A 21,314-nucleotide genomic window follows, 5' to 3' on the forward strand; every position below is an offset into this window, starting at 1 on the left:
GGTATCTGTTTAGCGCTTTCAAGGAAAGCAGGGGACAGGCACTCCGGGACCCACTTGAGCATCATTTTGTGCTTAAAATATCTCATTTTTTGGGACAAGTGGGTCCCGGAAAAGCCAGTCCCCATGCCACATGCAAAGCGCTAAACAGATACAAAACAAGAACAATTTCGAACAGAGACGGGGTTTCAGCGCCTGGTACGGGGACTGTCCCCGCTAAGAACCAACCAGATCAAAGGCAACCAGTTTTTTGAAGAAAAGGCTGGAGCCTGGGAACGAGGGGTATAAGTTACTTATAGGTTCGGTCCCGGGCCGCCCGGGTAAGACGCATTTAACTCTCAAGATGGTTATCCAGTCCCCAGAAGTCAAGGGCTGAACGGCTCGAACCCTTCATATGCCTCAATTCGGCCGGTCCACCACAGTGGTCATATGAGTCACCCGGTTGATAAGCAGCCCCCGGGGTTTGGCCAGGTTGTGCATCTCCCGTCCCGGCTCCAGGGATGTAATGACAGTACGCCCGATTATGTGCCTGCCGTCCGCCAGCTGCCAGGCCCTGCTGGTCCTTAAGCCCCACATGGAATGATACACCACTGGATGCCCGTTTTGGGGATCCTCACCCAGATAGAGCATAACATGTCCCGGCATGTAAAGTATACTCAAAAGAGGTCTGCCTTTATCCTGTATTATCTGCAGCTTCTCCTCTCTTTGCAGCCCCTCCAGGGACGAAGGCTCCCTGAAATCCCTTTGCTGGGCTGAATTGCGTGGCAGAAAGATACCGAACATTCTGTACAGATCCTGCAGCAGAGACGAGCAGTCCCGGTTTTCATACATACCGCCCCAACCATATGGTCGCCCCAGCATGGAATCCATCAGGCCCGCAAAGTTGTCTCCAGTAGGACGCATGGGGATCTTTTGCAGCACACCCTGAAGGGTCTTCCCAGGAACCAGCCGTGCATATCCGTATTTATCCCGCACCGGCACCAGTAAGCCCTGCCCTTTTTCTGAACAGCCCAGCGGGTCCTGAGGCAGCACCATGCCCACCCGTCCGTTAAAGACAAAACCGCCTTGAGCGGTCAGTACCGGAACCTGGTCCTGTGCAAAGCCCATCAAAGGGCTGGATTTAAAACTCTGCACCAGGTCTCTATGGACAAGGGCCAATCCCGACCACTGCACCCATCCCGCCGCGTATTCCGTTTCCACCAGGGCCCACTCAGCGTCCCTGGTCTGGTGGGTAATGAGTACCGGGGTTCCTGCCGGGACCAGGCTGTTTTGCATGTAATCAAAGGGGAAGCCCTCTCCCGGTGCCCCTGGTTTTAAAAACACCGGAGACCTGGAAGGCAGGACCCGCATGTCCACGTTATCCACCGTCACCGCCCGATCATGCCGGGAAGGATATCCGGAAATGTCAGAATTCCTGTACATTTTACCAAGCCATTCATGGGTTACCGGCAGATAGTTTTCAGCGTAAACATCACGGCCCCTGATGAAATCAAACCCCCAGAAGACACTTGCAGCGTCGAATTTGGGCTCTGACCTGAACCATGGCCTGAAATGCATTTCGCGGAAATCCTGGTAAAGCTCCTCCTGCTTTCCAGGAGGCATGACCTCCCTGGACAGTTCCGGAATATAATAGGCGCTGCTCTGAGGCAAAACCTCCAGGTCCCTAACCATTCCCTCCTGCCTGGGAGCGCAGGCTGCCGACGCCAGGAACAGGACCAGCAAGGCCGGGATTAAAACGCCTTTCTCAATAAAAAATGTATTGTCTTTGCTCATACCAGCTTCATTTTACTGCCAATGTTCCGGAAAAGTCAAAGGTGACGCTCCCCCCTCAAATCTGCAACCTTGATTTTCCCTGCCAAAAAAAATATGCTTTCAGCTTAACTTCAGTGACTTATTCCTGGTACCCTGTCACAATCACCTCCAGGGACCGGCTCTTTTGCCGCCGGAGAGCACGGCCGTATTACGGTTTGAGTTCGGCAAAAGTGCCTGTCCCCGGTGGTTGAGGCAATAATTAACACAAAGTTGCGCTGCAGGGATAAGGTAAGCATTCAGGGGTCCTCAGTGGTAGTTCCTGGCACCAGGCCTGGGGACTGTCCCTGCTAAGTTATATCTGTGCAGGTTCACACAATTTTGCGTTTGTCATATTTTATTTGTGCAGGATAAGGTGTCGCGTGGACTGTCACCGGGTCGGTTCCGGCACCCCCTGAATGCTTGCGTAATAAGTATTAATCCTCAAGTACACAAGGATAACAACATTTGAATACTGAACATCCACATTTTAAACAAGGACCATTCAGGAGCATCAGGGAGATCATCCTGGCCTCGGCATCGCCGCGAAGGCAGATGCTCCTTGCCACACTGGGCCTGAACTTCCGGGTACTCCCGGCAGATTTGAAAGAACCGCCAATCGATCCTGGAGAGCAGCCTGGGCATTACGTCCTGGAAATGTCCGGTGAAAAATGCCGGATCATTGCCGAGCAGAACACGGACAGCGTTGTATTGGGTGCCGACACCGTAGTGGTGCTGGACGGGGAGGTCATGGGCAAGCCTGATTCCAGGGAGCATGCCCTGGACATGCTCCTTCGCCTGCAGGGCAATACACACGAGGTGATTACCGGGGTCTGCCTGCAATGCACCCGCATGCAGATTCGGACTAGATTCAGTGTCACTACCAGGGTGGAAATGATACCCGCCGACCAGGAAATGCTCCAGGCCTATATCGATACCGGCGAACCCCGGGACAAGGCGGGGGGATATGCCATCCAGGGAGTGGGGGCCTTTTTGATAAGTGCTGTTACCGGCTCATACACCAACGTGGTAGGACTACCTCTGGACCGGGTCATGCAGGCCCTTTTACAGCTTGAAGCCATTTGCTTGCAGGCTGACAGTCAGTGATTCAACCTGGTGATTTTTTTCCACGCCACTGCCTGGCAGGCCTGCAACTTCGAACTCCAAAGCGGGCTCTGCCCGCAACCCGGGATAAAGAAGTGCTCTTGATCCACAAATTGGACAGTCCCGCACTGATTATTACTGCGAACATCCTGCGTTAACACTACAGCGAAACTTAGGTTCTATCACGTTACAAGTGTAATATTTGTCTTATAGTGTCCCTTTAGTGCTACAGTTGCAAGGAGGTTTTGCAGAATGAATGCTCCTCAAAGTCATATTCAAAGCTTTGGCAAAAACCTGGCCACCCTTGGTCCCATTGGACACCTGCCTGTTGCACCGGGCACCTGGGGTTCTCTGGCCGCGGTCATTGCCGCACCATGGCTCTTTATCCCCTTGAGTATTCCAGTCAAAATCCTTGTTCTTGCAGGCCTGTTTATTCTGGGTTCCTGGGCCTGCTCTATTGCCGAAAAGGAATTCGGTGGTAAGGACCCCGGCCAGGCCGTAATTGACGAGTTCCTTGGGCAGTGGGTTACATTTCTGTTGCTGGCCACCCCCGATATTATCCTGCTGGTTTGTGGCTTTTTTCTGTTCAGGTTCTTCGATATCCTGAAGCCCTGGCCTGTTCGAAGCTCCGAAAAATGGCTGCCGGGCGGATCATCGGTCATGCTGGACGACCTCCTGGCGGGGATCTACGCCCTGGCCGCACTGGTAATCCTGGAACGTTTACTGCCGGCAGACATCCTACCCTCCCTGTTGTAGCGGCAGAACCTGAAAAAATGTTGTCTGATCAGCGCTTTGCCTGTATCACGGCTTCCTTCCCGGAGGCTTACAGCCCGGAGTGGTACCGGCTCTCCCCGCGCTATTTTTTTCAAATATGCTGAAATTATCTATGACAAAAATAACACTACAGCGACACTTTATTTAAGCTGCAAGGGGACTGGCTCTTTTGCCGCCGGATAGTCCGGCCGTTTTACGGTATGAGGTCGGCAAAAGTGCCTGTCCCCAGTGGCCGAGGCGATAATTTATACAAAGTGTCGCTGTAGTGATAAGTGCAGTAATAGAGAGTCTTCCAGGACCCTGCTGCTATTTCCAGTACATTTTTTTCCAGGTATTAATCAGTCCGTTGGTGGAGACATCGTGATTCCGCACCGGGGTATCGTCTTCCAGCTCAGGCTCAATGCTTTTTGCCAGAGCCTTACCCAGTTCCACCCCCCATTGATCAAAAGAATTGATATCCCAGATGACTCCCTGCACGAATATCTTATGTTCGTACAAGGCAATGAGAGCACCCAGGGTCGCAGGTTCCAGTTCAGGCAACAGGAGGGAGTTGGAGGGCCTGTTGCCTGGAAAAGTTCTGTGGGGTAATAATTTTTGCAGCTCTTCCTCTGATTTGCCCTGGGACTGCATTTCCTCCCGGACCTCATCAATGGTCTTGCCCAGCATCAAGGCCTCGGTCTGGGCCAGGAAATTAGCCAGCAAAAGGCGATGCTGGCCGGGGTCGTGGTCCGGCTGGCGAGCAAAAATGATGAAATCACAGGGAATCATTCTGGTGCCCTGATGCAGCAATTGATAAAAGGCATGCTGACCGTTGGTGCCGGGAGCCCCCCATATAACCGGGCCGGTGGCGTAGTCCACCTTTAGTCCCTGCAGGGTGATTCTTTTGCCGTTACTTTCCATTTCTGCCTGCTGCATATAAGCCGGAAAGTCCTCCAGGTACTGGCTGTAGGGCAGCAGTGCCTGTGATTCGGTCTGAAAAAAATTGGTATACCAGATACCCAGCAGGGCCAGAATAACCGGCATATTTTTTTCCAGGGGAGCGTTGCGGAAATGCTCATCCATTTCATGTGCCCCCTGCAGCAACTGCTCAAAACGGTGCATACCGATGGACAGGGCAATGGGCAAACCGATGGCGGACCACAAGGAAAACCTGCCCCCCACCCAGTCCCAGAAACCAAACATATTTTTTGGGTCGATGCCGAAAGCCCTTACCTTGTCGGTACTGGTAGAGACGGCCACGAAATGCCGGGGGATATGATCCTGACTGCCTGCGCTCTGCAGAAACCATTCTTTTGCCCTGGTGGCATTAAACATTGTCTCCTGTGTGGTAAAGGTCTTGGAGGCTATGATAAAAAGAGTCCTTCTGGGGTCAAGTCCCGCCAGGGTGTTTTCAAGATGTGCCGGATCTACATTGGATACAAAGTAGCTTTTAAGATCCGGCCGGGCAAAGGCCTTTAACCCTCTGGTGACCATTTTGGGACCAAGGTCCGAGCCCCCGATGCCGATATTGACTACATCCTTTACCGGTTCATTGGTCCACCCCAGCCAGGTGCCTTCCCTGACCCGGTTTACAAAATCCTTCATCCTGTCCAGCACAGTGTTGACATCCGGCATGACGTCCCGGCCATCCACCATGGCCGGTCTATTGGAACGGTTGCGCAGGGCCGTGTGCAGAACACTCCTGTTTTCCGTGGTATTGATTTTCGCACCGGAAAACATGCTCTCGATTTTTTCCTGCAAGTGCATCTCCCTGGCCAGGGCAAAAAGGTAGTCCATGGTCTCCTGCTGTATGCGGTTTTTGGAATAGTCCAGGAATACCGGGCCGGCTTGCAGAGAAAACCTCGAGAATCTTTCAGGGTCGGCTACAAACATCTCCCGCATATGAGTGTTTTTTATTTTAGAGAAATGATCTGCAAGTTTTGCCCATCCGGGTGCTTGAGTGGTGTGCATTGTCCGTTCTCCTTCAATTTTTCTGGTTTTACCACCGGCTGGAATGCTCAAGGCATCTTGTGACACGCTCAGCCGCAGACTTGACCTGGTTGGTATAAAATGATGGAAAGGGAAAGAAGGGACAGGCATACCCCGCATTTATTTTTCTAACGCGGGCGATGCCCGCAACCCAAGATAAAGCAGTGCTCTTATCCCAATTGGGACAGTCCCCGCCACAGTATTTTTTCGTTACTGAAATCTTTAATTCGCAAAACTGGTTGCCTTTGATCTGGTTGGTTCTTAGCGGGGACAGTCCCACTGCCAAGCATTGAACCCCCGCCATGGCTTAAATTTTTCTTGTATTTTGTGACAGGGTCTCAGGAGTAAGTCTAAAGGATGTTTGACGGTTTTTTTTAAATAAGTGCGGGGAAAGCCAGTCCCCGTGCCACATGCAAAGCGCTAAAAAGATACCCCCAGCCGGACTATTCAATGGATATATTTATCTTTCCAGGTGTATAGCCTTTAAGTTCCGAAAGCATGCCTAATATGGACCTGGTGATGATCCTTTCCACAAAGGGATTCATGGCCAGTGCCTGGTTGTTGACCGTGATCTTCATCCTGGAGTGCAAGGCCTGGCAGTCATCCAGGCGCGCATTGTCCGCCACGATTTCCCGGGCCAGATCCAGACACTTCTCCCGGCCACAGGTACCGCAGTCCAGGCCTGGCAGAGCAAAAGCCCTGGACCTGGCGATGTCGGCAAGGTCTTCAATACTGCCGGCGTGCGGCAGGTAATGGGTCTTGATTTTACCCCAGGTGGCTATGGCCAGACCTCTGTCCAGGGCTTCTGCATCCCCTGGTTTTTTAAGGATTATCACCCGGGGCAGCCATCCCAGGTGCTTGCCGCCTTCAACCAGCAGCATGCCGGCCTGCAAAAGGGGTATGAGATCAGGCAGGTACTTTTTCTCTTTCCAGTTAATGAAGGACTGCTCCTGGCTCAAGCCGATCACCTCATTCACCACGGAAGAGAACTTGGCAGTATCTGTGTTTTCATGGTCAAACCCGTGCTGGGAAAATTTTGCTGCCGCGGTTTTTACTCCCCTGTCCTGAAGTTCTCTGGCCAGTTTGAGCATAAGGCCGGTCTTGCCGCTTTTTTTGTATCCTACGATGGATAAAGCCTGGATCATCTTTGCTCCCATGTATCCTTTCAGTTCTTTGCATGTGGCCCGGTTTCCCGCCCGGAGGCATACAGCCCGGAGAGGCACAGGCTCTCCCCCTCACTTATTCTTTCAAATATGCTGAACTATTCTGTAACAAAAACAAGTGAGGGGACGCCAAAGCCCTGCTTTTCTTAAATGCGCTTACCAGATAAGCTCCCATGAAGTTTTGACATTTTGCAATACTTGCTCTAACGTCTGACTCTTTAGAGTGATTTTGCAGGAGACAGCCCGGCCCTTCAACAAAAATTTGTACCCCTGAAAAATTCGTATCTGTTCAGCGCTTTGCAAGTGGCACGGGGACAGGCTCTTCCGGGACCCACTTGTCCCAAAAAATGAGTCGTTTTGAGCACAAAATGATGCTCAAGTGGGTCCTGGAGTGCCTGTCCCCTGCCTTCCTAAAATACGCTAAACAGATACCTTTAGAAAAATAAGTGCGGAGGTGCCAGTCCCCTGCTTTCCTTAAAAGCGCTAAAAAGATACAAAAATTCTTACAATTATTTCAACAGGCTGTATTGCAGGGTGATAAGTTCAGCTCCATATTCATGGATTTTTTACTATTCCAGGCCCCGGCTGTCCGGCCGAAGAAAAAAGAACAGGCATGAGCAGAATAAATAAAATCAAGGGGTTTTTTGACCTTTTTCCTCCTGAAAGCACCTCTTACATGTTTATGGAGGACAAGGCCAGGGAGATTTTTTTAAAGTATTCCTACCAGGAGCTAAGAACCCCTATACTTGAACAGACAGAGCTTTTCGCCCGTTCCATCGGACAGGAGACCGATGTGGTTCAGAAGGAAATGTATACTTTCCCGGATCGCAAAGGAAGAAGCCTGACCATGCGCCCGGAGGCCACCGCAGGTGTAATACGGGCATTTATCGACAGTCCTGCTTCAAGTTCCGGCGGCGTCAGTCGCTTTTTCACCCTGGGACCCATGTTCAGGTACGAACGGCCCCAAAAGGGCAGGGCACGACAGTTTCACCAGGTTAATGCCGAAATGCTGGGGGAGGATTCACCATATGCCGACGCCGAGATAATTTCCATGCTCTGGGCTTACCTGCAGGCCCTGGGCCTCCAGGAAATGACCCTGGAGATCAACTCCCTGGGGTGTCCCTTATGCAGGCCGGGGTTTGATACAGAGCTCAAGCATTTTCTGGCCGGCAACGACCCGGAGGTCTTCTGTGAAGACTGCCGTCGCCGTTCAGATTCCAATCCCCTGCGGGTTCTGGATTGCAAGGCCTCTGGCTGCCGGGATATGGTGGCAGGCGCTCCCAGAATAGTGGACAACCTGTGTCAGGGTTGCAAAGAGCATTTTGACAAGGTTCTGGAAATTTTGAATAGCTTCAATATCCCCTTTAAGTTGAATCCGTTTCTGGTACGCGGCCTGGATTACTACCAGAGGACAACCTTTGAGGTTATTTCCGACGATATCGGATCCCAGTCGGCAGTTGCCGGGGGGGGCAGATATGACGGTCTGGTAAAGGATCTGGGTGGTCCTGAAATACCCGGAATAGGTTTCGCCTGCGGTATGGAGCGCCTGGCGCTTCTTTTGCGGGGCATCAGGGAAAAACCCCTGGACTTTTACCTGGCGGTACTGCATCAGGACGCTATGCACAAGGCCATGCAGCTGGTACAGCGGCTTCGCGGCAAGGGCTACCATGGTGAGATGGGATTTAAGATTAGGAGCGTCAAGAGCCACCTGCGCCAGGCCAACAAGAAAAAGGTCAAGACCTGCCTTCTCCTGGGTCTGGATGAAATGCAGAAAAACCAGGTGCAGGTCAAGGACATGTCCACCGGGGTGCAGAGGGCCGTGAGCCAGGATGACGTTGAGCAGGCCCTGGGCCTTGTATTCCAGCCCAGAAATAATAATTTTTAACCTCACTTAACACTGCAGCGAAACTTTTCATATACTACTGGGGACACTACTGGGGACAGGCACTTTTGCCCATTGGCAACTGTCAAGTGCTGTAATGTTAAAAATCCAGTCGGCAAAAGAGCCAGTACCCTGGGAACATAACCAAAGTATCGCTGAAGTGCTGATAATTTTACAGGAAACAGACACAATGGAAGAAACTAGAAGTAAGCTGCAGACCCAGCCACTGGGATGGTGGGTCAGATCCCACGGCTGCAATGAATTGAGTTTGGAGCACGACGATCTGGAAGTTTGCCTCATGGGCTGGGTGCAGTACCGTCGGGATCATGGCGGGCTGATATTTATCGATTTGCGGGACCGGGACGGCCTGACTCAGGTGGTCTTTACTCCCGATGTCAACGCCCAGGCCCTGGAAGAAGCTCACGCCCTTCGCAGCGAGTACGTTCTGGCGGTCAAGGGTGTAGTTCGCAAAAGACCCGAGGACATGGTCAACCCCAGCCTGCTCACCGGCGAGATTGAGGTGGCTGTTAGGGATTTCAAACTGTTGAACCGCTCCAGAACTCCGCCGTTCCTGATAGAGGACCGGGTAGAGGCAGCGGAAAACCTGCGACTGAAACACCGCTACCTGGACATCAGACGTCCGGCTGTGGCTAAAAACCTGCGATTGCGCAGCCAGGTGGTGCACGAGATAAGAAATTACCTGCATACGGCCGGCTTTATCGAAGTGGAAACCCCGGTGCTGACCCGGAGCACCCCGGAGGGTGCCAGGGACTTCCTGGTGCCCAGCCGTTTGAGCCATGGACATTTTTATGCTCTGCCCCAGTCCCCGCAACTCTTTAAGCAGCTTCTTATGTGTGCCGGACTGGACCGCTACTACCAGGTGGTCAAATGCTTCCGGGATGAGGACCTGCGGGCGGATCGCCAGCCCGAGTTTACTCAGGTGGATATGGAGATGTCCTTTGTGGAAGAAGAAGGAATCATGTCCGAAGCGGAAAACATGATTGCCGGGCTTTTCAAGAAAGTTCTGGACGTGAAACTGGAGACTCCTTTCCTGAGGCTGAATTATTCCCAGGCCATTGCGGATTACGGGCTGGACCGCCCGGATGTGCGCTTCGACCTGACCCTCAGGGATGTAACGGATGTGGTGCGGGGTTCCAGGTTCAACCTTTTTGCCAGGGCGGAACTGGTCAAGGCCCTGCGCGTGCCTGGAGGAGCAGAGCTGAGCCGCAAGGAAATCGACGACTATACCGACTTTGTCAGCATTTACGGTGCCAAGGGGCTGGCCTGGATCAAGATAAAGGATGACGAATGGCAGTCCCCCATTGCCAAATTTTTAAGCCCTGAAGAGCAGGAAGGACTTACAGACGTTCTGGGCCTTGAAGCGGGAGACATAGTTTTTTTCCAGGCTGCTTCTCCGGAAGTTGTCAACAATGCTCTGGGTTATCTGCGTCTGAAGCTGGGGGAGAGGTTCGGGCTCATCCCCGAAAATACCTTTGCACCTATCTGGATAATGGATTTTCCCCTCCTGGAGTGGGACGCTGATGAAAAGAGGTGGGAGGCCAGGCACCACCCCTTTACCTCCCCCAGGGACGGCCACATGGAGCTTCTGGAAAAGGAACCGGGCCTGGCCCTGGCCCGGGCCTACGACATGGTCATAAACGGTCAGGAGGTGGGCGGAGGTTCCATCCGTATCCATACCAGGGATGACCAGGAGAAGATGTTTGCCGCCCTGGGCATGGATCTGCAGGAGTCCCGGAACAAGTTCGGGTTTCTGCTGCAGGCCCTGGATTACGGGGCACCACCTCACGGCGGGATCGCCTTCGGCCTGGATCGCCTGGTAATGCTCATGGCCGGGTGTTCTTCCATCCGGGACGTAATTGCCTTTCCCAAGACCCAGAAGGCTGCATGTCTCATGACCGATGCCCCGGCCGGGGTTTCCAACCGCCAGTTGAGAGAACTGGGAATCAGGTTGCGCGAAGCTGAAAATAAACCGCAGGATTAAACCCAGGTGAACTTTGCAGGCTCTTAACACTACTGCTTGAGGTGCCAGGGGCTTCCCCCTGCAGACACTTATCATGTCCAGAAAGATACATACATACCCGGATAAGATTCTGCTGCAGCAGGCCGGACCCGTAGAGAAGATCGATGATTATATTGTGGATCTTTCCCGGGACATGGCCAGGCTCATGTATGAAAACAGGGGCATTGGGCTGGCCGCCCCCCAGGTGGGGGAGTCCCTGCGGGTGGTGACCGTGGACCTCAGCGGCCCTGACAGGCAGGAAGAGCTTTTCACCTACATAAATCCAGAGATTATCTCCTCTGAAGAGGAAATCACCACCGAGGAGGGTTGCCTGAGCGTTGCAGGTTACCAGAGCAATGTCCGCCGAGCCAGAAAAATTCAGATACGGGCCTTGAACCTGCAGGGAGAGGAAGTAATTCACCAGGGCGAAGACCTGTGGGCGGTATGCCTGCAGCACGAGATAGACCACTTGAACGGTATACTTTTCATTGACCACATCAGCCGGCTTAAAAGGGCCATGTACGATAAGAAAGTAAAGAAATGGCTGGACAGATAAAAAGAATAGTGTTTATGGGCACCCCTGATTTCGCCAGAACAGTGCTCCAAAAAGTGCTGGAGTGGCCCGGAGGTACTGTAACAGGGGTATATACCCAGCCGGATCGCCCCAGTGGAAGGGGCCGCAAGGTCTCTTTCCCGCCCGTAAAAGAACTGGCCCTGGAAAGAGGCCTGCCGGTGCTTCAGCCACACAATTTCAAGTCTGCGGAAGAGGTGCGCAGGCTGGAAGAATTTGACCCTCATTACCTGGTTGTGGCTGCTTACGGCCTGATCCTGCCACCTGCAGTTCTTGACGCTGCAGCCGAAATGCCCATCAACGTGCATGCTTCTCTATTACCCCTTTACCGGGGCGCGGCCCCCATTCAACGGGCCATTATTGACGGGCAGAGCCAGACCGGCATAAGCATCATGCGTCTAACCCCTGGCATGGACGAAGGTCCGGTCCTCATGGAAGAGTGCCTGGACATCCAGAAGCAGGATACGGCCCAGACTCTGCACGACAAGCTGGCCGACCTGGGGGGGAAACTGGTGGTCAAAACCCTGGAAAAGCTGCAGCATGAAAAAATAGTCCCGGTGGAGCAGGATCATGCCAAAGCTACTTATGCCGGCAAACTAACCAAGAAGGAGGGCGACATCTCCTGGGACAGGCCGGCCCAGGAGATCCATGACCGTATCCGGGGGATGTTTCCCTGGCCCGGGGCTTTTTTTAACTGGAAAAGCCCCGCAGGCAAAACCATCAGGCTGAAGGTTTACCCGGGCAGGACAGGGGGGGAGCGCCCCCCGGAAATCTCTCCAGGCACCCTGGTGGGCCTGGTGGAGGAATGCCTCTGTATAGCCTGCCAGGACAGGATGTACCTTACCCCCACTGTGAAGCCCGAAAACAGCAAAGAAATGTCCGCCCGCAGCTTCTACTGCGGATTTATGCAGAAATGCCGGGAGTAAATCCCGGTAAGCTCAAAATGCAACCGATGTTTTTTTCTATTAATGACCACCAATAGCCAAGAATTCCTGGAAAAGGAAATACAGGATTCCTTTGAGACCAGAAAGAGGCTTTTCATAGGACTGATCACCGGAACATCCGTCCTGGTGTGCCTGATTCTGCTTCTTTTATGGTATATTCCATTCGTGGGCCTGGACAGCATTCACCCTTGGGCCCCCTGGGTCCTGGGCAGTGTGGTCGCCCTGGCCATAGCCTTTATTTTCTGGGTCTCCCTGGGCCTGGTGCTCAATATCCTGCTTAAACGCCCTGTGCTTTTCTCCAGAAGTCTCAGAGGGATCAGCATCAAGTTTTTTTTGCCCCTGATGACAATTTTCGGCAGGATGCTGCGCATTCCCAAGCAAAAGATCCGGGCTTCATTTATCAAAGTAAACAACGAACTGGTTTTGTCCGAAAGCCGAAAGTACCCACCGGAAAAAGTGCTCATGCTCATGCCTCACTGCCTGCAGAACAGCATCTGCAGCCGCAGACTTACCTACAATGTAAACAACTGCAAAAGGTGCGGAGAATGCAGCATCTCCGGTCTCCTGGACCTTAGCCGGGATTACGGGGTTCACATGGCCATAGCAACCGGCGGCACCATCGCCCGCAGAATAGTGGTCAATATACGCCCCAGGCTTATTGTGGCGGTGGCCTGCGAGCGCGATCTCTCCAGCGGTATCCAGGATGCCTACCCTATACCTGTATACGGCGTCTTAAACGACCGTCCCAAGGGTCCATGCCTGGACACCACGGTGGCCCTGGAACATGTCAGGCTGGCTCTGGATAAATTTGTAGATATTTCTCTGCAAAAGACAGACAACGGCAGGCGTAATGCGGATGAGTCAGGACAGGCCAAGACCGGCAAAGTACAATTCTCAGAGACCAGTCTGAAAAATGCTCCAGGCAAGTGAACCCCGCGCCGCCGCCCTGAATACAGTGCTGGATGCCCTGCGCCCCGGTCGGGACCTGCAGATGGTCCTGGATGGCATCCTGGATCCGGAAATGGATCCCAGGGACAGGTCCCTGGCTACTGAACTGGCTTATGGTTACCTGCGCTACAAAGGCCGCCTGGATTATGTGCTGGATTGCTACCTAAAGTCTCCAGGCAGGCTGTCCGGGAATCTCAGAGCCCTTATGGGCCTGGCTGCATACGAAATTTTTTTCCTGGACCGCATTCCTGATTATGCTTCAGTTTCCAGGGCCGTTGCTCTGGCCCGTAAAAGATTCGGAGCCGGGATGTCTTCTGTGGTCAATGCGGTTCTGCGCAAATGCTGTAGAGTGGATGCCTTTGACCCTGATTTCTTCAGGCAGGATAATCCCTCGCAAGAGCTTTTCCTGTCCAGATTTTATGCTTGTCCGGAGTGGATAGTGCAGCTTTGGCGGAAGGATTACGGCATTGATGCAACACGGGAGTACCTGAAGCAGAGCCTGCAAAAACCGGCTGCAGGCATAAGACTCGCCCCGGGGAGTGAGCCCTCCGGACTGGATCAGGACATGGTCCTTCAGAGCATCGGCCCATCGGTTCTGCTGAGAGATATATATCCGGAACTGGAAGAGCTTGAGAGCCAGGGCAAAGTCTGCAGGCAGAGTTTTGCTGGGCAAAAGCTTCTCTGGGATCTTGGCCTGGAATCCTGGGACCCGCCCGTATGGGACATGTGCGCCGGCAGAGGGGGTAAGACCATGCTCATGAGCAGCCAGGGCCTGCAGGTCTGGGCCAGTGACAGTTATCCCCCCAGGCTGACCGGGCTGAAAAAAGAGCTACAGAAGCAGACAGGAATCCCTGTGTTTGCAGCCAGGGGGCAAAATCCGCCCCTGAAAAAAGCACCCGGCACGGTACTCGTGGATGCTCCATGTACCGGTCTGGGAGTGCTGTCCAGAAGACCGGACACCAAATGGAAGCGTCGTCCCCAGGATGTGCTGGAGCTGAGCCGGGTTCAAAAAGAACTGCTTGCTTCCGCCGCCGGCATCCTGCCCCAGAATGGCCGGCTCATCTACATCACCTGTACTCTGACCAGACAGGAAAACCAGGATCAGGTGGCGGATTTTCTGGACGCACACCAGGATTTTGAATGCCTGCAGACTTGCGGCACTGGAGCTGACGAAAACCTGGGGGAGTTCTTTTTCGGAGCAAAGCTGCAGCGCAGGTAGGTCACCCTGTCATAAAAAAACAAGAAAATTTTGAACCGCAAAGCTGCCCCGGTTGAATGCCCTTCTGGCTTGCTCTTCGAGCAATTCAACTGGGGCGCCTTTGGTGAAAATATGTTTTTGGGATGCGGGCAAAGCCAGCGTTCGGGTTATTCCCGCTTAAGGTATTCCCTGGCCTGTTCCAGGTCCAGTCCCCGGCCTGCAGCGATGTGCGCCAGGTTTTCCTCGGCCTCGGAAACCCGAATGTAGTCCGGGGATGGCAGGGTGGTATCCCAGGAAGCTTCCATAGACATTCTCAACAGGTTGTGGGGCACGGGCACGTCCCAGTACTGAGGCAGGACTCCGGACTGGTGGTCATGAAAAAAGCCGCTGTTCCGGCGTACTCCGCTGCCCATCAGGTACACTGGATTACTGCATGCGGATATAATGGGTTTTAGTTCCGAAAGGTGCAGGTTTTTTGCAGGTGCTGTGGAAGTAAGATCAGGGCAGGCAAAAGCCTGGGCATACACCTGCTCACGCCGGGAGTGCACCAGAATAATAAGCATACCCTGAAGCAGAGGGCCCGGCCCCATTGCCAGGGCCTGCATAAAGCTCAGCCCGGCCAGGGGTATATTGTGGGCGCAAGCCAGGCCAAGGGCATGTGCCAGGCTCATGCGCAACCCTGTAAATGATCCCGGCCCGGATACGCAGCCTATACCCTCTAGATGTTGTGGTTCAAGTTCCATGGTCTGCAGGGCTGAACTAATGCCCGGGGCCATATACTTCATGGCCCGTCCGGGTGCGTACAGGCTGCTTGAAAACCAGAGCCTTTCACTGTTCCCCAGGACTATCTGCAAATCGCCTTCGGCGCAATTGATTACCAGATACATGCCCAAGCCGTATCGCCGCCCGGGTTTATCAACCCACCAGCCTCAGGATGTCGTTTATAATGGCAAAGGCCATGAGTGATAAAATCAATAGTATACCGATTCTGGTGGCCATCTGGCGCATACGCTCGTTAAGAGGCCTGCGTGTGACCATCTCGATACTGTAAAACAGAATGTGTCCACCATCCAGAACAGGAATGGGCAGCAGATTGATAAGACCCAGGTTGATGCTGATAAGGGCGGTAAGAGCCAGTAGATTGACCATGCCCTCCTGTTTCTGCTCGCTCACCAGTTGACCGATGAGAATGGGCCCCCCAATGGTATCCAGAGGAATAATCCTCTCTATGAGTTTTTTGATTGCCTCCACAGTGAGCTTGATGAGCATCCAGGTCTGCGACAGACCTTCCTTGCCGGCACTGATAAATCCAAGGGAGATAGTCTCAGTCTCACCTGAGGCCATGATTCCAATTTGCGGGGTCTTGATCTCCTCTCCGAAAATGTTTTCCTGGATCGACATCCTGGGAACCATGGTAAACTCCATTACACTGGAATTTCTCTGGATCTCCAGGTTCAGGGGTTCGCCCTCGCTCTTCTGGATATGCTGGACCATGTCCTCCCAGTACTCGACCTCATGGCTGTTTATGCTGAGTACCAGGTCCCCGGGCTGCAGGCCCGCCTCCAAAGCCGGTCCGTCTTCGGCGAGATCACCTATCTGGGGCAGCATCTGCATCTGCCCGTGCGCAAAGAATAGGCCCCAGTAGATGAACCAGGCCAGGACAAAGTTGAAGACCGGCCCTGCCGCCACCACCAGGATTCTCTGCCAGGGCGGTCGTTTAGAAAAGCTCTGGGCCGGGGTGAAACCTTTGGGCAACTCCGAATCATCGCCTTCACCCACCAGGTGGACGTAGCCTCCCAGTGGCACCGCCGAGAGACGGTATTCTGTATTGCCCCGGACAAATCCGGCCAGCTTCGGCCCGAAACCCAGGGAAAATGTTGAAACCCCTACTCCCAGAAGCCTGGCCACAAGAAAATGGCCCAGTTCATGGAAAAAAATCAGCAGTCCCAGTACCAGGACTATGGCAATTGCACTTGTAAGCATGGATGTTTTATTGGTAAGTTGTATCTGTTAAATGCTTTTTATATCGCATGGGTACTGATACCCCGCACTAATTTTATAAAAATTCTGTCAAACTGAACAGTATAAAAGTTTTTTAACCATTTGTTTTTATTATTTTTTACAGCTGATCAGTATGTCTTTAAGGCCAGACCAGATATCTATCCAAATTTAAAGACTTTATTTCTTTCAACCAGGAACGAAGAACCAGGAACCAGGAACCAGGAACTATGAACTCTCAAACGTCAAACATCACTTTAGCAAAATTTGTGCGGGGCTCCAGTCCCCTTCCAGCTCTAATAAAGTGTCGCTGTAGTGTTAAGTAAAAATATCTGATAACCCCGCAAGCTACAGGATCAATTCATGCACCCTTTGTCTGGTTTGATAGTCCAGGTTAAGAATTTCTGCGGGACTGTCAACTGCTACGGGGCTGTGTTCCTCCAGGGCCCTGGAGTTGAGCCTGGGTATATCCATAAAGCCTATTTTGCCTCTCAGGAAGCTCTCCACACAGATCTCGTTGGAGGCGTTAAGAACTACCGGATAGCTTGGTCCTCTTCTTATTGCATCCACTGCCAGGTCCAGGCATGGAAAGGACTTGTGATCAGGCCTGTAAAAGCCAAGCTCAGCACATGCCGCCAGATCCAGAGGCTTCAACCCCGGGTCCAGGCGGTGCGGGTAGCCCAGGCAGTGAGCAATGGGCATCTGCATGTCAGGAATCCCCATATGGGCCAGGATGGAACCGTCGCAGAACTGCACCAGGGCATGCACAAGACTTTGAGGATGCACCAGCACCCGGATTTTGTCCATGGGTATCCCGAAAAGATGATGCGCCTCAATGAGTTCCAGACCCTTGTTCATCATGGTGGCGGAATCAATACTTATCTTGGCTCCCATGGACCAGTTGGGGTGAGCCAGGGCCTGTTCCGGCTTCATGTTCTCCAGGCCGGAGGCCTTGCAGTCCCAGAATGGTCCCCCGGAGGCGGTAATGATAACCGAATCCAGTTCTCCGGTCACGTGTCCCTGCAGGGCCTGAAACAGGGCGTTATGCTCCGAGTCCACCGGCAGGATGACAGCCTTGCTGCGCTCGCAGCTTGTACGTATGAGATGTCCTGCCAGGACCAGGGATTCCTTGTTGGCCAGAAGTATGGTCTTGCCATGCTGTACTGCCTCCAGAGTGGGCAAAAGTCCCGCCGCCCCCACCATGGCTGACAGGACCATGTCTGCAGTTTGCAGAGAGGCCATCTGCACATAGCCTTCGCTGCCGGCCAGGATATGGGGGGTATAGCCCGGAGCCAGGCTGTTCTGGAGTTCTCCGGCCAGTTCACGGTCCAGTACGGCCAGATAATCGGGGCGGTAATGGTTGGCCTGTTGCGCCAGGAGGCGCACGTTTCTGGCCCCGGCCAGGCCCAGGATATGAAATTTGTCCGGGTGGCCCTGGATTACCTTCAGGGCGCTGGTTCCAATGGAGCCGGTGGAGCCCATGATTACCAGTGAACGTGTTTGATCCGGCCTGTACTGCAGGTTCAGGGATGATATGTATTGCAAGGTCAATCCTGGGCTGCTTGAGTACCCCGGCTTAAAACATGGTCACAAATATTGAGTACACCACATACGCAGGCAGGAGCAGAAGCAGGCTGTCTATCCGGTCAAGTATCCCCCCGTGCCCGGGCAGGATCTGACCGGTATCCTTAACATCGTTCCATCTTTTGAGGGACGATTGAAAGAAGTCCCCCATCTGGGCGCTTATATTTAAAATTATTCCCAGGATGACAAAATGCCACCATTGAGCGCTTCCAAGCAGAGTGCCCAGTCCCAGTGTTATAGCAGTGCAGAGAACCAGGCCCCCCAGGCTTCCCATCCAGGTCTTTTTGGGGCTGATGTCGGGCCATATTTTTCTGTCACCCCACAGGTAGCCGCTGTAAAATGCCCCGACATCGGAAGCGGCGGTGGCCGCCAGGATAAGGATTATTTCCGGAGCCTGCAGGGTGAAAAACAGACTGAGCACCAGGGGAATATATGCTATCCCCGAAATAAGCACCATGTAATCGTTGAGCCTGGCCTGTTCTTTCTGTTTGCTGTATTCCACCAGAAACCCCAGCCATGCGGCCCAGAACACCAGCACCAGAAAAAGCAGGGGATGCCCGGTGATTTCCAGTGAATAGTCCAGCAGGAAAAGTGCCCCGGCCAGGCAACCCATGGTTTTTAAAATAATCCTTCGGCCTCCGGTCCAGAACAGGGAATAAAACTCCCACAGTCCAAGCAGGGAAACCAGGACAACCAGGACGGCGATGCCTGCATGCCCGAAATAAACAGCCCCGCCCAGGACCAGAATTATAATGATTGCAGTCAGGATTCTTTGAATATGTGGGCTGAGATTCATACTGACTCCACCCGCCCGAACCGGCGGCTTCTCAGGTAATAGTCTTCCAGGGCCCTGTGCAGTTCCGCGGCGTCAAAATCCGGCCACAGGGTTTCAGTAAAATAAAATTCGGAATAGGCGGACTGATAGAGAAGGAAATTGCTTATCCTGATTTCTCCGCTGGTGCGGATGATGAGGTCCGGATCAGGCTGCCCGGATGTATATAGATATCGGCTGAACTCCTGCTCATCCAGGTTGCCGGGGTCCAGCCCTTTTTCTAGGACAAGCCCGCAGGCCCGCAGAATCTCCAGGCGTCCGGAATAGTTCAGGGCAAGGTTCAGCTGCATACTCTGGTTGGAGCGGGTTCTGCTGCAGGCCATTTGCAGTATTTTTCTTGTGGCCAGGGGCAGTTCGCCGGTTTCACCCAGGATATTAAGCCTGATGTTCTGGCGCATCAGGGTGGACAGTTCGCTGTTTAAAAACTCTCCCAGGAGATTGAATAAAAAATCCACTTCATCCCTGGGCCGGGACCAGTTCTCTTTGGAAAAGGCATACAGGGTCAGGTGCTGGATGCCTAAGCGACGGGACTCTTCTACAATGGCCCTGGCGCTTCTGGTACCCTGCTTGTGCCCCTCAACCCTGGGCAGACCATGCCTGCCGGCCCACCTGCCGTTGCCGTCCATTATAATGGCAATGTGCCGGGGAAGTTTTGCCTGCAGTTTAGAACTCCATGATCTCTTTTTCTTTGTCCCCCAGGATCTGGTCCACTCTGCTCACGAAGGAGTCAGTGATTTTCTGGACCTCTTCGTGGCCCTTGTGCATTTCATCCTCGGTGAGATCCTTGTTGTTCTTCATCTTTTTCAGGGAATCATTAGCCTCCCTGCGGACGTTTCTCAAGGCAACCTTGGCGTCTTCTGCATATTTTTTAGCCATCTTTACCAGGTCTTTACGCCGCTCCTCGGTGAGGGCCGGAATGTTGATGCGGATGACCTTGCCGTCGCTGACAGGGTTTAAGCCCAGGTCCGACTTCATGATGGCCTTTTCAATGCCTGAAAACACGTTTCTGTCCCAGGGTTGGATGGCGATAGTACGGCTGTCGGGGATGGAAATTGAGGCCAGCTGATTCAGCGGAGTCATGGTACCATAGTATTCCACCATAATTCCATCAAGCAGACCTACAGAGGCCCGCCCGGTCCTGAGTTTGGTCAGATCCTTTTCCAGGCTGGCAATGGCCTTTTCCATTCTGTCTTTGCAATCATCAAGCACGTCATCCATAGTTATCCTCCTTGTACCATAGTGCCGATTTTTTCACCCTTGAGAATCCGGATAATATTGTCCCGCTGGAAAAGGTTGAAAACCACCAGCGGCATATCGTTGTCCATGCACAGGGAAACAGCAGCCGAATCCATGACTTTCAGACGTCTGCTCAGTACGTCGATATATGACAGAGATTCGTACTTCAAGGCTTCGGAGTTAGTCACCGGGTCCTTGTCAAAGACTCCGTCCACTTTTGTAGCCTTGAAAATGGCGTCCGCCTTGAGCTCCATGGCCCTGAGGGCAGCTGCTGTGTCGGTGGTGAAATAAGGATTGCCGGTGCCGGCTGCACAGATAATTATACGTTTTTTCTCAAGATGTCTAAGGGCCCTGCGCCGGATATACGGTTCGGCCACCTCGTGCATGGCTATGGCGCTCAAGACCCTGGTATCTGCATTCATCTTTTCCAGGATATCCTGAATCGCCAGGGAGTTCATCACCGTTGCCAGCATACCCATGTAATCCGCGGATGCCCGGTCCATGCCCTGGGCGGATTCGGACACTCCGCGGAATATATTGCCACCGCCTATGACCAGGGCGATTTCCGCCCCAAGCTCTCTGGCTGCTATTACTTCCCGACAGATTGAAGTCACAGTGTCTGGATCCATGCCGTATTCACGATCGCCTGCCAGGGCTTCTCCACTGAGCTTCAGCAGCACGCGGCGATATTTGAGTGGGGACATTGTCACTCAGCCCCTTCACCAAGTCCCAGACGGGTGAAGCGCCCGATCTGGATACTTTCCCCCAGAACCACCACCGTGTCGTTGATAAGGTCTTCTATGCTTTTGGAATCGTCCTTGATATAGGGCTGTTTTATGAGGCAGACTTCCTTGTAATATTTTTCCAGACGACCCTGAATAATCTTTTCGGCTATGTGCTCAGGCTTGCCTTCCTTTTCAGCCTGACGCTTATAGAAGTCTTTTTCCTTGTCAACAAGCTCCTGGGGCAGCTGTTCAGGCGTTACGCATACCGGGCTGGTGGCGGCAACCTGCATGGCCAGATCCCTGGCCAGCTGCTGGAACTGATCGCTTTTGGCCACAAAGTCTGTTTCACATTTTAGTTCCACCAGCACTCCAATTTTACCATTGCTGTGGATATATGAGCCTATCCAACCCTCAGAAGTAGCCCGTCCGGCTCTTTTCTGGGCCTTGGAAAGGCCTTTTTCCCGAAGCCAGGTAATGGCCTTTTCTTCGTCCCCTCCGCTGTCCTGCAGAGCTTTTTTGCAGTCCATCATTCCGGCCCCGGTCTTGTCACGAAGCGCCTTTACTTTCTGGGCGTCAACCATG

Annotated in this window: 19 protein-coding genes; 8 read left to right on the forward strand and 11 right to left on the reverse strand. The window is 53.1% G+C overall.

Annotation, left to right across the window (positions count from 1 at the left end):
- Positions 1–396: 396 nt before the first annotated feature.
- Positions 397–1,770, reverse strand: coding sequence for an SH3 domain-containing C40 family peptidase (locus QZP87_RS01030; protein ID WP_291321067.1), 1,374 nt, complete (start codon positions 1,768–1,770; stop codon positions 397–399).
- A gap of 483 nt (positions 1,771–2,253) precedes the next feature.
- On the opposite strand from QZP87_RS01030, the gene QZP87_RS01035 reads away from it, so the two are divergent.
- Both QZP87_RS01035 and QZP87_RS01040 read left to right on the forward strand, forming a co-directional pair.
- Positions 2,254–2,892, forward strand: coding sequence for a Maf family protein (locus QZP87_RS01035; RefSeq protein WP_291321068.1), 639 nt, complete (start codon positions 2,254–2,256; stop codon positions 2,890–2,892).
- A 249-nt stretch (positions 2,893–3,141) separates the two neighbouring features.
- Positions 3,142–3,645, forward strand: a complete 504-nt coding sequence (locus tag QZP87_RS01040; protein ID WP_291321069.1) for a phosphatidylglycerophosphatase A — start codon at positions 3,142–3,144, stop codon at positions 3,643–3,645.
- 324 nt (positions 3,646–3,969) lie between these two features.
- Here QZP87_RS01040 and pgi read toward each other — a convergent pair whose 3' ends face one another.
- Together pgi and QZP87_RS01050 are read right to left on the reverse strand one after the other, a co-directional pair.
- Complete coding sequence (pgi, locus tag QZP87_RS01045; RefSeq protein WP_291321070.1) at positions 3,970–5,613, reverse strand: glucose-6-phosphate isomerase; 1,644 nt, start codon at positions 5,611–5,613, stop codon at positions 3,970–3,972.
- Positions 5,614–6,074: 461 nt separating this feature from the next.
- Positions 6,075–6,776 (reverse strand): molybdopterin-guanine dinucleotide biosynthesis protein MobB, encoded by a 702-nt coding sequence (locus tag QZP87_RS01050; RefSeq protein ID WP_291321071.1) that lies wholly within the window; start codon positions 6,774–6,776, stop codon positions 6,075–6,077.
- A gap of 631 nt (positions 6,777–7,407) precedes the next feature.
- Here QZP87_RS01050 and hisS point away from each other — a divergent pair.
- The 6 genes from hisS to QZP87_RS01080 all read left to right on the forward strand — a co-directional run bounded on the left by hisS (position 7,408) and on the right by QZP87_RS01080 (position 14,378).
- Positions 7,408–8,679, forward strand: coding sequence for a histidine--tRNA ligase (hisS, locus tag QZP87_RS01055; RefSeq protein ID WP_291321072.1), 1,272 nt, complete (start codon positions 7,408–7,410; stop codon positions 8,677–8,679).
- Positions 8,680–8,866: 187 nt separating this feature from the next.
- Positions 8,867–10,678 (forward strand): aspartate--tRNA ligase, encoded by a 1,812-nt coding sequence (aspS, locus tag QZP87_RS01060; protein ID WP_291321073.1) that lies wholly within the window; start codon positions 8,867–8,869, stop codon positions 10,676–10,678.
- A 73-nt stretch (positions 10,679–10,751) separates the two neighbouring features.
- Entirely contained in the window at positions 10,752–11,252 is a 501-nt protein-coding gene (def, locus tag QZP87_RS01065) for a peptide deformylase (protein ID WP_291321074.1), read from the forward strand.
- A complete protein-coding gene (fmt, locus tag QZP87_RS01070; protein ID WP_291321075.1) occupies positions 11,237–12,193 on the forward strand; it encodes a methionyl-tRNA formyltransferase in 957 nt (318 codons plus the stop codon). Before def ends, fmt begins: the two co-directional genes overlap by 16 nt.
- A 42-nt stretch (positions 12,194–12,235) precedes the next feature.
- Positions 12,236–13,141, forward strand: coding sequence for a DUF116 domain-containing protein (locus QZP87_RS01075; RefSeq protein WP_291321076.1), 906 nt, complete (start codon positions 12,236–12,238; stop codon positions 13,139–13,141).
- Entirely contained in the window at positions 13,125–14,378 is a 1,254-nt protein-coding gene (locus tag QZP87_RS01080; RefSeq protein WP_291321077.1) for a transcription antitermination factor NusB, read from the forward strand. Before QZP87_RS01075 ends, QZP87_RS01080 begins: the two co-directional genes overlap by 17 nt.
- 146 nt (positions 14,379–14,524) lie before the next feature.
- Here QZP87_RS01080 and tsaB read toward each other — a convergent pair whose 3' ends face one another.
- The 8 genes from tsaB to tsf all read right to left on the reverse strand — a co-directional run bounded on the left by tsaB (position 14,525) and on the right by tsf (position 21,313).
- Positions 14,525–15,244, reverse strand: a complete 720-nt coding sequence (tsaB, locus tag QZP87_RS01085; protein ID WP_291321078.1) for a tRNA (adenosine(37)-N6)-threonylcarbamoyltransferase complex dimerization subunit type 1 TsaB — start codon at positions 15,242–15,244, stop codon at positions 14,525–14,527.
- A 28-nt stretch (positions 15,245–15,272) separates the two neighbouring features.
- On the reverse strand, positions 15,273–16,340 hold the full coding sequence (gene rseP / locus QZP87_RS01090) for an RIP metalloprotease RseP (RefSeq protein WP_291321079.1): 1,068 nt from the start codon (positions 16,338–16,340) through the stop codon (positions 15,273–15,275).
- Between the two features lie 363 nt (positions 16,341–16,703).
- Positions 16,704–17,900 carry a 1-deoxy-D-xylulose-5-phosphate reductoisomerase gene (gene dxr, locus QZP87_RS01095; protein ID WP_291321080.1) on the reverse strand — a complete coding sequence of 399 codons (1,197 nt, stop codon included), beginning with the start codon at positions 17,898–17,900 and terminating at the stop codon, positions 16,704–16,706.
- 31 nt (positions 17,901–17,931) lie between these two features.
- Entirely contained in the window at positions 17,932–18,735 is an 804-nt protein-coding gene (locus QZP87_RS01100) for a phosphatidate cytidylyltransferase (RefSeq protein ID WP_291321081.1), read from the reverse strand.
- Positions 18,732–19,433: an isoprenyl transferase gene (locus QZP87_RS01105; protein WP_291321092.1), complete on the reverse strand. Its 702-nt coding sequence runs from the start codon at positions 19,431–19,433 to the stop codon at positions 18,732–18,734. Before QZP87_RS01105 ends, QZP87_RS01100 begins: the two co-directional genes overlap by 4 nt.
- Before the next feature lies 1 nt (position 19,434).
- Complete coding sequence (gene frr, locus QZP87_RS01110) at positions 19,435–19,989, reverse strand: ribosome recycling factor (protein ID WP_291321082.1); 555 nt, start codon at positions 19,987–19,989, stop codon at positions 19,435–19,437.
- A 2-nt stretch (positions 19,990–19,991) separates the two neighbouring features.
- The gene (gene pyrH, locus QZP87_RS01115) at positions 19,992–20,711 is read right to left on the reverse strand and encodes a UMP kinase (protein ID WP_291321083.1); all 720 of its coding nucleotides are present in this window, start codon (positions 20,709–20,711) and stop codon (positions 19,992–19,994) included.
- A gap of 2 nt (positions 20,712–20,713) precedes the next feature.
- The gene (tsf, locus tag QZP87_RS01120) at positions 20,714–21,313 is read right to left on the reverse strand and encodes a translation elongation factor Ts (RefSeq protein WP_291321084.1); all 600 of its coding nucleotides are present in this window, start codon (positions 21,311–21,313) and stop codon (positions 20,714–20,716) included.
- Between the last annotated feature and the right edge of the window lies 1 nt (position 21,314).

This window comes from Desulfonatronospira sp., assembly GCA_003563255.1.
Lineage (GTDB): Bacteria > Desulfobacterota > Desulfovibrionia > Desulfovibrionales > Desulfonatronovibrionaceae > Desulfonatronospira.

Coding starts and splice junctions, on each gene's coding strand:
- fmt (WP_291321075.1), top strand. CDS start 11,237: ATGGCTGGACAGATAAAAAGAATAGTGTTTATGGGCACCCCTGATTTC.
- QZP87_RS01080 (WP_291321077.1), top strand. CDS start 13,125: ATGCTCCAGGCAAGTGAACCCCGCGCCGCCGCCCTGAATACAGTGCTG.
- hisS (WP_291321072.1), top strand. CDS start 7,408: ATGAGCAGAATAAATAAAATCAAGGGGTTTTTTGACCTTTTTCCTCCT.
- tsf (WP_291321084.1), bottom strand. CDS start 21,313: ATGGTTGACGCCCAGAAAGTAAAGGCGCTTCGTGACAAGACCGGGGCC.
- rseP (WP_291321079.1), bottom strand. CDS start 16,340: ATGCTTACAAGTGCAATTGCCATAGTCCTGGTACTGGGACTGCTGATT.
- def (WP_291321074.1), top strand. CDS start 10,752: ATGTCCAGAAAGATACATACATACCCGGATAAGATTCTGCTGCAGCAG.
- QZP87_RS01100 (WP_291321081.1), bottom strand. CDS start 18,735: ATGAATCTCAGCCCACATATTCAAAGAATCCTGACTGCAATCATTATA.
- QZP87_RS01050 (WP_291321071.1), bottom strand. CDS start 6,776: ATGATCCAGGCTTTATCCATCGTAGGATACAAAAAAAGCGGCAAGACC.
- frr (WP_291321082.1), bottom strand. CDS start 19,989: ATGGATGACGTGCTTGATGATTGCAAAGACAGAATGGAAAAGGCCATT.
- tsaB (WP_291321078.1), bottom strand. CDS start 15,244: ATGTATCTGGTAATCAATTGCGCCGAAGGCGATTTGCAGATAGTCCTG.
- aspS (WP_291321073.1), top strand. CDS start 8,867: ATGGAAGAAACTAGAAGTAAGCTGCAGACCCAGCCACTGGGATGGTGG.
- QZP87_RS01030 (WP_291321067.1), bottom strand. CDS start 1,770: ATGAGCAAAGACAATACATTTTTTATTGAGAAAGGCGTTTTAATCCCG.
- pyrH (WP_291321083.1), bottom strand. CDS start 20,711: ATGTCCCCACTCAAATATCGCCGCGTGCTGCTGAAGCTCAGTGGAGAA.
- QZP87_RS01075 (WP_291321076.1), top strand. CDS start 12,236: ATGACCACCAATAGCCAAGAATTCCTGGAAAAGGAAATACAGGATTCC.
- QZP87_RS01040 (WP_291321069.1), top strand. CDS start 3,142: ATGAATGCTCCTCAAAGTCATATTCAAAGCTTTGGCAAAAACCTGGCC.
- pgi (WP_291321070.1), bottom strand. CDS start 5,613: ATGCACACCACTCAAGCACCCGGATGGGCAAAACTTGCAGATCATTTC.